This window comes from Fortiea sp. LEGE XX443, from assembly GCF_015206815.1.
Taxonomy (GTDB): Bacteria; Cyanobacteriota; Cyanobacteriia; order Cyanobacteriales; family Nostocaceae; genus Nostoc_B.
On sequence record NZ_JADEXZ010000027.1, the window covers coordinates 37,872 to 50,757 of the forward strand.

The window sequence follows — 12,886 nt, forward strand, 5'->3', positions numbered from 1 at the left end:
CTCAGGTAAACAACTACAAGATTCCCAAATTTTTTGATAATTCGAGAATCTGAGTCTGGCGATTTTCACAAATCCAATTGAATCAATTCACTCTTGATAGATTTATTTATATATATTTAGTTGTGTTTTTTCTACCTGTTTACCAAGTAATTGAAATCCAATGATCGTGCTTTCAATACTGCGTTATTGGGATAGATTAAATAACTGCAAGTAGGCTGATAAGATATTCGGTCCGGTGAATACAGTTATGATTGCTCCTAGAGCTAAAAAAGGGCCGAAGGGGATTTTGATTCCCGTTTTGCGTTGCGATCGCATAACTACAACTCCACCTATTAATACTCCCACAGTACAGGCAATCAAACCAGCTAAGAGTAAATATCGCCAACCCAACCAAGCACCCATCATCGCAGCTAGTTTGGCATCTCCTGCGCCCATTGCGGTTTTCCCTAAAGCTATTGAACCACCAATGGCGATCGCATCAAATAGCCATAAGCCGATAACTGCGCCGACTATCCCCATCATTAGGTGTCTGATTAATCCTACTCCGCTGGCTTCTGAGAAAAAACCGCTAACCATCTGAAATCCCAAGCCTAGCACTAACCCCGATTGAGTTAGGGCATTAGGTAAAGTCATTGTATCTAAGTCAATTAACGCTAACGCTAATAACCAACTGCAAAAAGCCCAATATCCTAATGTGGCGATGGAAACTTGAAATACTACAAAAACGATGACAAAAATTAAGCCCGTTATCGCCTCTACCACCGGATAACGAATAGAAATCTTACTTTTACAATAACGGCATTTTCCTCTTAACCACAACCATCCCAGCACGGGTACATTATCATAAGCTTTTAGCTGGTTTAAGCAATGGGGGCAACGAGAAGGCGGCCAAAGAATCGACAAACCCGCAGGTAATCGATAAACAACAACGTTGATAAAGCTACCTATAGATGCACCCAAGGCGAAAACAACAATAATTGCCGGAACAGCCATTAAAAAGTCCATATAGTCATGTGTCAATTGTCCTGTGTCATTTGTGCTTTGTCATTTGTCTTTTGTCAAATGACCAATGACTATTGACTAAGTAATCAGGCAGAATTAATTACACAAATTTTTGACTGTAACCTGTAACCGTTCGGCTGACGCTCACGGCGGAAGCCTTTAACCTGTGGCCTATCTCCACCCATGAATTTTATTGTGTCCGACTACTTAATACATGTGCGATTCAATTTGATTCAAAGGCACAAAACATTCTTGGGGTAAGAGGACGGGTTGGTGAGTAAAAATCACCTTACCCCGATGATTAACTCGATTAATTGCTACCCCGGAAGCTTGCCCAACGATTTCAGGATGTACCTCACAATATGTGTAATAAATCTTGCCAGCTGCTCTGATGACGGCGGGATCAATCAGAGATGACTGGTTTATCGAGGCGGTGAAATTAGCTTGCTCTTGTCGTAAAGCGTACACTATTTACTGCTATCTACTTACTAGATTTTGTTTGTCTATAGTGTACCCGAAACTTCTTGTAAAGATTGCCAAATTGGCGAGTTTATACTAAAGAATTATTTCACGCGATGTGCGACTGATTTTTAAAACCCCTCTCCAAACCTCCCCTTCCCTGGTCGATCTACATGGCAATGTTGGGTTGGTAGACCACTAGTGTCGGATGAATATAAAATCCTATATCTGTGTTGTTTCCACACCTAAACCTGTGGCTTTCCATCTTCCTACATGAGACTGCAAGTTAATTTCGCTGGTATCACTGATAGCTAATATATGCTTTCCTTCTACATGAGATACGCAGTGGTCTGATAGGCTTCCCACTAATTCCCCTACTGTCACATTCTCATTCTCCAAAAACCGATAGTATCTTGTTCGGCTCTATTTTTACTTATTCGGCGAATGCTCACTGATTGATGTTTTCCCAAAGCTTCGTACAATGATGCCCCTTTTAGAGAGTCGCGGATCTCCAAATGCTTTTCCATCCACTGCTTGCGCGTGTATTCTGATTGGATTTTCCACTGCCTTTTACTCCCCGCAACTCCTTCCCTTATTACTTTACTTGGACTTGTGTGTACACCGTAGCCTGGCAGGGGAGAGGTTTTAAAAATCAGTCGCACATCGCGTAAAGTATGAAAATAAACTAATCTCGACTTCGCTCGATTACCGCGTAGCCTCTCGTAGAGAAGTATTGCGTATTGCAAATTGGGCTAAGATACTCTGGTTGAGTCAGTACCTGAAAATGCGTTTAATATTGACAAAATTTTTGGTTACGTTTTTGATGGCCGCTGCTTTAATGTTGGGAGGATGTTCCACGCAGCAAGTTAGCTCTAATTCTTCATCTCCTACATCTACAGCCACCGAAACCAGTACCACAACTACTACTGAAGCAACGTCTGTATCTGAAACAATAAGTGAGAGTATCCCAGGAATGAACAATTTACCACGGCTCGAAGGCAAAGCTACTGTGGTGATGACGGTAAAAGGTTCGCCAATCACTATCGAAGTAGACGGCATAAATGCCCCAATTACGTCTGGTAACTTTGTAGATTTAGTCCAAAAAGGTGTATACGATGGGTTGGCATTCCATCGAGTGGTGCGCGATCCTCAACCTTTCGTCGCTCAAGGTGGCGATCCTCAAGGGAAAGACCCCAAAGTTCCTGCTGGTAGATTAGGGACAGGCGGCTATATTGACCCGAAAAGTGGCAATGAACGTTATGTACCTTTAGAAATCAAACCCAAAGGTGAAGCCAGCCCAATTTACAGTAAAACCTTTGAAATGGCTGGTGTAACTAAAACACCAGAATTAACCCATAAACAAGGTGCGATCGCAATGGCGCGATCGCAACAACCAGACTCAGCTTCTTCACAGTTTTACTTTGCATTAGCTGATTTGGGTTTTCTGGATGGTAACTACGCTGTATTTGGCTATGTCACAGATGGCTTTGATGTGGTGAACAAAATTCAGCAAGGCGATCGCATTGATTCTGCTAAAGTCACTCAAGGCGCAGAGAATCTAAAAGTTCCTCAATAGAGTGACGTGAGTTCGATGAACTTCTCCCCAAACCCTCTCGACGCAGAAAGGGGCAGAAATTCTCCTTGACAAAGCGGCTGTTACAGCCGCTTTGTCACAAAGAAAACTAACATAAATAATTTTCTCGGAAATTGACTCAAAACACCCAAAATTGATTGACGTTCTTTTGCCAGCATAATTTAAAGAAAGCTTTTAGCACTGGGTTGACTATGCGGCTGATATTAGTTGAAGATGAAGCGGATTTAGGTGCAGCAATCAAACAAGTTCTTAGTCATGAGGCGTATGTAGTAGATTGGTTTCTTGATGGGACTCAGGCATGGCAATATCTCAAAAACTGCTCGACTGAGTACACATTAGCGATTTTTGATTGGATGTTGCCTGGAATTTCTGGCATAAAGTTGTGTAAGTGGTTGCGCGATCACCAATTAACCCTACCTGTGTTGATGCTAACTGCTAAAGACCGGATGGAAGAAAAAATTATTGGTCTAGATAGCGGTGCAGATGATTATTTAGTTAAACCTTTTGATATGGCAGAATTGCTGGCCAGATTGCGAGCCTTACAAAGGCGGGCTTCTTACACAGGAATAACGCTTACACCCCAAGTCCAACCCCGACGTTTACAAATAGGTTGCCTGACACTTAATTACAACACTCATGAACTAACTCGCCAGTATACTAACGGTGAAAAGCAAGTCTTATCTTTAACTATTAAGGAATTTCAATTGTTAGAATATTTCATGCGACATCCTAACCAAATTATCAACCGCGACCAGATTATTAATCAACTTTGGGAAGTTGGCGCAGCACCAGTCAGCAATGTAGTAGCAGCGCAAATTCGCTTATTGAGACGTAAATTAGGAGAAGAAGACAGCGAAGCTTTGATAGAAACTATTTATGGTGTAGGTTATCGTCTCAATATTCAGGCTACGGAAATAGGCAGTTAATTTATATGGAACGCAATCCTATTTTCCACAATACTCGGTTGAGATTAGCAGCTTGGTATACCCTAGTCATGGGTAGTATTTTAGGGCTATCTAGTTTAGGAGTTTATACTGTAATTGCTCATACTTATTATGAAACTATAGACCAGGGATTAAAATCAGTAGCAAAGGCACTTCATAAAAGTATTGAACCTGCTTGGCAACAACCTGGACATTTACAACAAATTGCTCAAGAACTTTCCTTAGAATTATGTATAGCTTCTACAAACTGTTTGCCTAAAACAACTATTATTAAACAACCAATAGAGGATGCTGCTAATCAGGTTAATTACTATGTACGCTTATTGGATAGTTCGGAAAAAGTATTTGCAAGTACAGGTATAAGATTTGATAAATTACAACTTACCTTCTCATCACAACGCTGGCAAATAATTACTGATTCTTTTGGGACTCGATACCGTCAAATCACTTTACCTTTGTATACTCAAAACCAAGTTTCAGGTTATCTACAAGTAGCACGTAGTATCACTGATTTGGAGCAACATCTGGCTGATTTGAGATTAACTTTGATTTTGGGATTGCCAATTTCGATGATTTTTGTTGCTTTGTCTAGTTGGTGGTTAGCAGAAAGGGCAATGCAACCTGTGTATTCTTCCTATCAACAGATGCAACAATTTACTGCTGATGCTGCCCATGAGTTCCGTACACCTTTAGCAGCAATGCACTCTACTATTGAGGCTGCTATCAAGTTACAGCAAGAACCAAAATCAAATAATGGAACTTTAGATGTCCTCAAACGCCAAAATTATCGCTTATCACAATTAGTTGGTGATTTGTTGTTGTTGACAAGAATAGATCAAAAACAAATAACAGTAGAATATCAGCTTTGTTGTTTGAATGACTTAATTAGCGATTTAATTGAGGAGTTAGCATTTTTAGCAATAGAGAATCAAGTAAATCTCGCTAGGCAGATGCAAGTTACAAAAAAAGTTTATGTTCAGGGAAATGAAGAACAGCTTTATCGTTTAATTGCTAACTTAATTATTAATGCAATTCAAGCAACACATAGTGGGGGAAAAGTTATTATTTTTTTAGAAGTTAGTGAGCTTTATGCAATTATAAAGGTTCAAGATACAGGAATTGGGATTGCACCCGAACATCAACAGCGAATTTTTGATCGGTTCTATCGAGTAGATCGCGATCGCTCCCGTAGTTCTGGTGGTTCTGGTTTAGGTTTAGCCATTGCTTTGGCGATCGTCCAAGCTCACAAAGGGAATATTCACGTTCAAAGTCAATCTGGTTTGGGTACTACATTTACAATCCGGCTTCCTCTATAATTATCGCTTCCACAAATCATTAATAAATAAAAGGTCACGCTATGAGCGCAACCTTGTTTTGCTGAACTATTTCAAATGTGCCAGATGACTAGCAAATAATTTATTTTGTAGAAATCTTTAAACAATCACAAAATTGCTGATACTCAGTGAAGGCGCACTAGATAGTTGTACGAGTTGCACCTGTCTAAATCCACCAGTGCTACCATCTCGGTCAAAATATAGCGCACCAGTCGTGTTGTTATAGATAAATCGCTGGTCACTACTTGTTGCAGATGTTCCCAAAGTAAACTGACTAATCGAAAGTGAACCAGCTAACAATTCACCACCAAAACCAGCAGCAGATATTTGAATGATGTCATTAGTTGTGCTGAAGTCACTAATAGTATCAGTACCTTCATTGAAACTATTAAATACAAAGGTATTTGCACCACCACCTCCAGAGATGAGATCACTACCTCTGCCACCTATCAGAAAATCATTTCCATTCCCGCCAATCAGGATATCATTGCCAGTACCACCGTCGAGGGTGTTATTACCTAAAGCACCAGCAGCCGAAAGATAATCATTACCACTGCCACCATTCAGTATGTTAGTGCCACTAGAACCATCGACAGTCAATGTGTCATTACCATTACTACCATTGAGGGCATTCTTACCAGATGAACCAATCGCAGAAAGCTCATCATTACCAGTACCGGCATCTAGTAAGTTATTGCCACTGGAACTATCCACAATTAATATGTCGTTCCCACCTCTAGCAATGAGGATGTTATTCCCCTCAGAAGCCACCGCCGACAGATAATCATCAGCATTGTCACCATTGAGGACGTTGTTGCCGGTAGATTGATTCACATTTAATGTGTTTCTACCAGCGCCACCATTGAGGGTGTTATTCTCAGATGAACCAACAGCAGAAAGCTCATCATCACCAGTACCACCATTTAGCAGGTTATCGCCTGTTGAATAGTCAACGTTTAATGTATCGTCACCTGCACCACCATTGAGGGTGTTATTCCCAGATGAACCAATAGCAGAAAGCTCATCATTACCGTTGTAACCATTCAGCAAGTTATTGCCTGTTGAATCATCCGCAATTAGTCTGTCGTCACCCACTCCACCATCGAGGGTGTTATTACCAGAAGCACCAATAGCGGAAAGCACATCATTTCCAGCGCCACCATTCAGAAGGTTATTGCCTGTTGAATAGTCAACATTTAATGTATCGTCACCTGCACCACCATTGATCCGATCATTGCCACCACTACCACCAGAAAGTGTATCATTGCCATTGCTGCCGACAATGCTATCACTGTAGTCTGTGCCAATGATATTCAGACTTTCGACGTTGCTGTAGTTAACCCGATTTGTACCTGCGGTAATTCTGCCACTGTTGGTTGAAGCATTGAACGTTGAAGAGATTGCTGCATCAGCATCGCTGTAATCAACTGAGAGATAATCTTCGCCATCCTCCCCATCGACTATTTGAGTTGTTGTTATGGAACTTGGCTCTTGTGGCACAATGTTGCTGATGAAGAAGGAGTCATTACCTGCACCACCATATAGGCTGTTATTTCCTTCAACTCGCTCTGCATAAATCTCATCATTCCCATTACCACCTTCAACCAGATTGTCTCCTGCGGAAAAACTGATATCGATGATGTCATCACCTTCACCGCCACTCAGGGTGTTATTTCCTGTGGTAAAGGAAGCTAGAATTACGTCATTGCCATCTTCACCTGCGATGTTGTTGTCTCCATCACTCAAGTCGATATTGTCATCTAAACGCGCATTGCTAATTGTGATGAAATCATCGAACTCTGTACCAATAATGTTCAGACTTTCGATGTTGCTGTAGCTCACCTCATTTGTTCCGGCGGTGATTGTGCCAATGTTTGTCGCACTATTGAAAGATGAAGAAATCGGTGCATCAGCATCGCTGTAATCAACTGAGAGATAATCTTCGCCATCCTCCCCATCGACTATTTGAGTTGTTGTTATGGAACTTGACTCTTGTGGCACAATGTTGCTGATGAAGAAGGAGTCATTACCTGCACCACCATATAGGCTGTTATTTCCTTCAACTCGCTCTGCATAAATCTCATCATTCCCATTACCACCTTCAACCAGATTGTCTCCTGCGGAAAAACTGATATCGATGATGTCATCACCTTCACCGCCACTCAGGGTGTTATTTCCTGTGGTAAAGGAAGCTAGGATTACGTCATTGCCATCTTCACCTGCGATGTTGTTGTCTCCATCACTCAAGTCGATATTGTCATCTAAACGCGCATTGCTAATTGTGATGAAATCATCGAACTCTGTACCAATAATGTTCAGACTTTCGATGTTGCTGTAGCTCACCTCATTTGTTCCAGCGGTGATTGTGCCAATGTTTGTCGCACTATTGAAAGATGAAGAAATCGGTGCATCAGCATCGCTGTAATCAACTGAGAGATAATCTTCGCCATCCTCCCCATCGACTATTTGAGTTGTTGTTATGGAACTTGACTCTTGTGGCACAATGTTGCTGATGAAGAAGGAGTCATTACCTGCACCACCATATAGGCTGTTATTTCCTTCAACTCGCTCTGCATAAATCTCATCATTCCCATTACCACCTTCAACCAGATTGTCTCCTGCGGAAAAACTGATATCAATGATGTCGTCACCTTCACCGCCACTCAGGGTGTTATTCCCAAGAGAAAAGATAGCTAGTAGAGTATCATTATCATCATCACCTTCTAAAAGATTATTTCCTGAAGAACTGGTAATATCTAAAAAATCATCTTCTGTTCCACCTCTGAGGATACTGTTCCCTGTGGAACTGGCAACAGCAGTGGCAGCATTGAGGCTATCATTTCCAGCACCACCATCTATAATGTCGTTGCCACCATTACCCGATAAGGTATCATTCCCTGCAAGGCCTCTAATAATATCATTGCCAGTTGTGCCAATGAGGTTATCATTGCCGTTCGTACCATTGATATTTGCCATAACTTTTACCTAAATAAATCGATTTTTTCAGTAACTTGGCTGTTTTAACGGAGAAAAGAAATACTGATAGTTGAGGCTTTTAGCATAATTTTTGTGATATTGAGATAAAACAATTCAATTCATTCCTGGATTATGCGATGCCTTGATTTTTCTCTCTGTTAGTTCTGAATTTGATAATTTACAGATGCAGATGTATCTGACAATTTTGTGAAGTAAGAGAAAGGAGAGGTGAGCATTGCTCATCTCTCCTGTGATTATCAAAATGAACAAAGATTAAATTCCGTTAGAGCTAGGAATATTTAGGTAGTCGTAAATTTTATAACTCTTTCAGGAATTCAATCATGGCCTGCTGGTCAGCAGGATTTAAAGCACGATAGCGACGAATCACTTCCTTCGCATCACTGCGGTGGTTTCTAGAAATCTCGCTATTGTAAGGAGGACAAATCACACTGCTTGGTGAAGGGCCATAAGAAATATTGCCTACGGCTCCACCAGGTGGTACTGGACATCCTGCGCCAGGAACGTTAGGTGTCTGGCTATCATCGGGGACTGGTAAGTCGTGCAACTCAATAGCTGCACGGATAGCATCATCCAAGGTGCGAACTACTAGTGGCGCATTGGTCACTTGACTGTTGGTGAATACGGTACCAGCTGGGTTGGTGTTAAATGTGAGTCTGCTCAAGTACACACGAGCATCGTGTAAGAATGGGGAACCCATTCTACCCAAGCCCATGAGGGGTGGTGTGCGGAACTCATCACCAAAAGCAGCAGCTTGACCGTTTGCAAATACGTCGCCAGCTAAGTTACGGGGAATATCAAAGGTAGCAAAGGAACGACCTACAGCTGTGGTAGCACCTTGTTCTCTAGAGAGAGTTGGTTGATATTGTCTGTCAACAACTAGTGGATCACGAGGTAAAGAAGCCCAACGCTCTGCATCGATTTGAGGTACGTTGTGCAGAAGTAGGTCAGAGAAAATTGGTGCCCACTTATAGCTCAAATGTTGAGCAACGATCGCACCGTCTCTGGTTGTGGTTGCTGGGGACTGCCCTGTTCTTTGAACTGGGATATGGCAGGTGACACAGCTAACCATAGAATCTTGACGGTTGATAGCATTAGGATCGCGATCGTCACCACCTGCTGGGAAGCGGCCTGGAATCATGCGGTTAGAGAAGGCTACTAAGTCGATTCCAAAAAGCTCTGCTCCGCGCTTAACTTGACCTTCAGGACTTTGTGGTGGACGCGATCGTGTAGGATTATTCAACACCGCCAATAGTGTGTCACCAAACTCCGGAGGAGCCGTCATGCGAAGGAAGTTCCGTTCGCCCAATGGTACGCTGAGATGCGCTTCTAGCGACGAATCTGCTGGTGTGTCAGGATATGGATCATTACAGCCTGGGCGACCAACATTGGTAGGAGAGTCAGTTGGTTCACGACGGTTCAGAATACTTGTGAACCCGACTTCTCCTTGAAGACCACCGGCAACAAACTGGAGGATTTCTACACCGTTAGACCGAAGACCGAAGCGCCCTACACCACCGGCAAAAGCTGAACCAGCAGTGATAGCAGTCTCTGAAGGGACAGGGATAGTGTTGGTTTTACCAGTAACACAGTCACCTGTACAGGCGAAGATAGCTGCATTGTTAAGGGATGAGGGGATACTTTGGCTATCAGAACCTTCATCCTCAAAGCGTCGGATGTCATTTGTAGGAATAGCTTCCATCAAACCACGACCAATATATGGAGGCCCGGCAAACTCTACCACACCTCTTCTGAAACCAAGGGAGCTAAGTTTTGTTACCGGATCAACGTTGGGTAAGTTCGGGTCTTCAGCAATTGTTGGAATGCGCTCAGGCAGACACTCTGGGATGGAAAAACGGACGTGTTGAACAAAGCCACCGAGACGTGGTGAGGCTCCATTTCGGGCAGTCCCATCAAGAGGATCGAATATATTCTGTGTGGGGTTATAGTCACCGAAGGTTGTAAAGGCAGCTGTCCGCCCAGTGTTATTGATGGCATCAAGGTTATCGGCTGGCCTTCCACCACCAGTAGCTGGGTCGATGGCTGTAAACCTGAAGTTAGTTGGTGTCGAACGTGCAGCGCGGGATACGTTAGAAACGTCACGCACTACTCGGCTGTTGGGTGTTGCCTCTGCTGAACTCAAGTGACAACCCAAGCACATCTGTTGGTTGGCAATTGGCCCCGCACCTTCTATTGCGAGGTGGGGTGTTGTAAAGAACTCTATCCCTTCTACCAACGCCTCACGTTGTGTGCGAGTTGCAGAAGGATAGACCAACGCATCAAGGTCTTTCAGACCCAGAGGGAAGGTTCCGACAACACCAAACTTCCGACGAGGTACACGTTCTGCTGGAGTAAATACAGTTCCTGGGCCTGGTTCTGCTACATCAAATACATTGGCTGTAACCTCTATTTGTCGTTGAGCCAGTAATGCAGCATTATCAGGGGTATTACTCCCAATGGGAGCAGAGGAGAAAATGTTTGCCAAACCGACCTCTGGAAATAGAGCCGTCGAGAATATGGCAAGGGCAAATGAACAACATACTATCAATAGCAAAGTTGGAAGCTTACGCTTGCGCGTAAACTTCAAGATGTTTCGCTCTCTCATAAGTTTCTAGATTTTCATAGGAAAGTTGCTTCTTATAAGGCTATCAATCATCAACTAGGTGATGATTCATACTGCCTCACTATCAGAAACATACACTGTTTCAACATAAATAAAAGATACAATATATAACCAGTAAATTCAGCATCTCTTTACTAATAATTTAATAATTGCTCTATTCACGCTTGAAAATTTTACTGATGCCGAATTAAACAAACCCTTCCAATCTTTTATCAAGCTGCAAGGTTAAGATTTTCCTCAAATGTATGTTTATTAACCTGGTCTTAACTCATATTTTATGAACTGTATCTAAATGGTAGCGATGATAGCAAATGCTTTCTCCTCTTAAGAGATTATCACTTTATATTGCCTGTAAATTTTATTTATCATGATTTTACAATCTAGATTATTGTTTGTATTTATGGCATAATTGAGGCTCGCATTGACTAAGTAAAAGGTGACTGCCGGAGAAGAAGCAATCACCTTTTTTTTTAAGTTATCTGCTAATACTATTCCGGTTAGTCCTCAATATCTGGAGTTTGGATTAGCATCAACGGTAATGAGAATTTGCAAAAGCTCAGGGTGGTAAGGCATATTTGATTGAGAGCTACAATGCCTGCACTATAAAGCTTTTAGCCAATACAGAACACGTTTTTGAGACTAGATCATCTGCTAAAGACATTAAGATGTGGTGGTCTAATTCAAAGCATACGTGATGCCAATAATGGCTATACTCTGGTACGACAATCCAAGCAGATTACAGTTTTAAATGTTTATAGATGCGTGGAATTTTAGATACTGTGTTACCTTTTGTCACTATATTTGATTTGTTAGCTAATTACTATATCATCCAGACAATATTTTAATAATTTACCTCAGTCTTTAGACTGAAATGTATTTCATTTAAATTTCATTTTTACAAAAAATTACATCAATAAATGCACTGTTATTTCATATATCCATCTTTAAGCAGAGAAGAATTTCATTTAAATTTCATTTTTATAAAAAAGTGGCACTAACAAATGTGCTGTTATTTCATATATCCATCTTTAAGCAGAGAAGAATTTCATCTGAATTTCATTTTTATAAAAAAGTGGCACTAACAAATGTGCTGTTATCTTTTATATCTATCTTTAAGCAGAGAAGAATTTCATCTGAATTTCATTTTCTGAAAAGAAGGTATTTATAAGGTAAACAGTAAAACGTTCCAAACCTTTGCATACCTTCACTTGTGACCAGCGATCGCCAAGAATATACTTAGTCAGAGGTAGAATTCTCTGCTTGAGGCTTTCCCGACAAATGCTTCCAGGCGCTTTGCTTTTGTTGAAGCTTGCCTAATTGGCTGAGTTTCTGAACTAGCGGCAGTTCTATGAGGAGAAGCTGTAGACTAAGTAGGTGCGTGGCGAGTGCATGTTTCTTACCTCTGGCCTGACTAAGCTTACTGTCAGAAAGAGCAATTGTGCGTTTGGTGAGATTGATTCAGTACTTTGCAACGACATCAGGCAGCGTTTCAACTCTCCAAGGTGCAGTATTAAATGTTAAGTTATTTTACTATCACATGGCACGGAGTATTGAAATTACTTACGAAGAACGTGTGCGGCTGCTGAAAAGTCTGAAATCAGTCATTGCCTATAGCCGAGGCGGCAAGCTTACCATCCTTAATGGGGAGAAATTGGAAGCGATCGCCTCTGGCATAATATTACCTGGAGAAATTGTCTCATCAGGAAGCAACCAGACATGAATCCAGATTTTTCTCTTGTCCAATAATTTAATTGTTTCTCTCGCAACAGGGGTTTTTACTAAGTATTTTTTCCTACTTTAGGGGTGGTTTTGAGTGCAATACAACCCCAAAAAACACAAAAAATCCTGAAATCCATATAAATTAACGGTTTCATATATCCACTTCAGGCTTCTACACCTTAGAATGATTCATTGAAAAGTCGAGTCTACGGGATGT

9 protein-coding genes and 1 pseudogene are annotated in these 12,886 nt (G+C 41.6%); 5 read left to right on the forward strand and 5 right to left on the reverse strand.

The window, feature by feature from the left end; all coding sequences use genetic code 11:
- Nucleotides 1-183: 183 nt before the first annotated feature.
- The 3 genes and pseudogenes from IQ259_RS12510 to IQ259_RS12520 all read right to left on the reverse strand — a co-directional run.
- Nucleotides 184-1,005, reverse strand: coding sequence for an A24 family peptidase (locus tag IQ259_RS12510; RefSeq protein ID WP_193885125.1), 822 nt, complete (start codon nt 1,003-1,005; stop codon nt 184-186).
- 204 nt (nt 1,006-1,209) lie between these two features.
- A complete protein-coding gene (locus IQ259_RS12515) occupies nt 1,210-1,470 on the reverse strand; it encodes a hypothetical protein (protein WP_193885127.1) in 261 nt (86 codons plus the stop codon).
- Between the two features lie 184 nt (nt 1,471-1,654).
- Nucleotides 1,655-1,931: pseudogene (locus tag IQ259_RS12520) on the reverse strand (IS4 family transposase); the annotation flags it as partial.
- A 314-nt stretch (nt 1,932-2,245) separates the two neighbouring features.
- On the opposite strand from IQ259_RS12520, the gene IQ259_RS12525 reads away from it, so the two are divergent.
- The 3 genes from IQ259_RS12525 to rppB all read left to right on the forward strand — a co-directional run bounded on the left by IQ259_RS12525 (nt 2,246) and on the right by rppB (nt 5,315).
- Entirely contained in the window at nt 2,246-3,037 is a 792-nt protein-coding gene (locus IQ259_RS12525; RefSeq protein WP_193885129.1) for a peptidylprolyl isomerase, read from the forward strand.
- Between the two features lie 209 nt (nt 3,038-3,246).
- Entirely contained in the window at nt 3,247-3,981 is a 735-nt protein-coding gene (gene rppA, locus IQ259_RS12530) for a two-component system response regulator RppA (RefSeq protein ID WP_193885130.1), read from the forward strand.
- 5 nt (nt 3,982-3,986) lie between these two features.
- Nucleotides 3,987-5,315, forward strand: coding sequence for a two-component system sensor histidine kinase RppB (gene rppB, locus IQ259_RS12535; protein ID WP_193885132.1), 1,329 nt, complete (start codon nt 3,987-3,989; stop codon nt 5,313-5,315).
- 117 nt (nt 5,316-5,432) lie between these two features.
- On the opposite strand, the gene IQ259_RS12540 is transcribed toward rppB, so the two are convergent.
- Both IQ259_RS12540 and IQ259_RS12545 read right to left on the reverse strand, forming a co-directional pair.
- Complete coding sequence (locus IQ259_RS12540) at nt 5,433-8,309, reverse strand: calcium-binding protein (RefSeq protein WP_193885134.1); 2,877 nt, start codon at nt 8,307-8,309, stop codon at nt 5,433-5,435.
- 316 nt (nt 8,310-8,625) lie between these two features.
- Nucleotides 8,626-10,812 (reverse strand): hypothetical protein, encoded by a 2,187-nt coding sequence (locus IQ259_RS12545; RefSeq protein ID WP_193885136.1) that lies wholly within the window; start codon nt 10,810-10,812, stop codon nt 8,626-8,628.
- 771 nt (nt 10,813-11,583) lie between these two features.
- On the opposite strand from IQ259_RS12545, the gene IQ259_RS12550 reads away from it, so the two are divergent.
- Both IQ259_RS12550 and IQ259_RS12555 read left to right on the forward strand, forming a co-directional pair.
- Nucleotides 11,584-11,724 (forward strand): Rrf2 family transcriptional regulator, encoded by a 141-nt coding sequence (locus IQ259_RS12550; RefSeq protein ID WP_228014506.1) that lies wholly within the window; start codon nt 11,584-11,586, stop codon nt 11,722-11,724.
- Nucleotides 11,725-12,397: 673 nt separating this feature from the next.
- Entirely contained in the window at nt 12,398-12,670 is a 273-nt protein-coding gene (locus IQ259_RS12555) for a hypothetical protein (protein ID WP_370568021.1), read from the forward strand.
- The last annotated feature ends 216 nt before the right edge of the window (nt 12,671-12,886 follow it).

What these genes read in the sequence shown, in the direction of transcription:
- IQ259_RS12510 (WP_193885125.1), bottom strand. Translation starts at nt 1,005, where the DNA reads ATGGACTTTTTAATGGCTGTTCCGGCAATTATTGTTGTTTTCGCCTTG.
- IQ259_RS12525 (WP_193885129.1), top strand. Translation starts at nt 2,246, where the DNA reads ATGCGTTTAATATTGACAAAATTTTTGGTTACGTTTTTGATGGCCGCT.
- rppA (WP_193885130.1), top strand. Translation starts at nt 3,247, where the DNA reads ATGCGGCTGATATTAGTTGAAGATGAAGCGGATTTAGGTGCAGCAATC.
- rppB (WP_193885132.1), top strand. Translation starts at nt 3,987, where the DNA reads ATGGAACGCAATCCTATTTTCCACAATACTCGGTTGAGATTAGCAGCT.
- IQ259_RS12540 (WP_193885134.1), bottom strand. Translation starts at nt 8,309, where the DNA reads ATGGCAAATATCAATGGTACGAACGGCAATGATAACCTCATTGGCACA.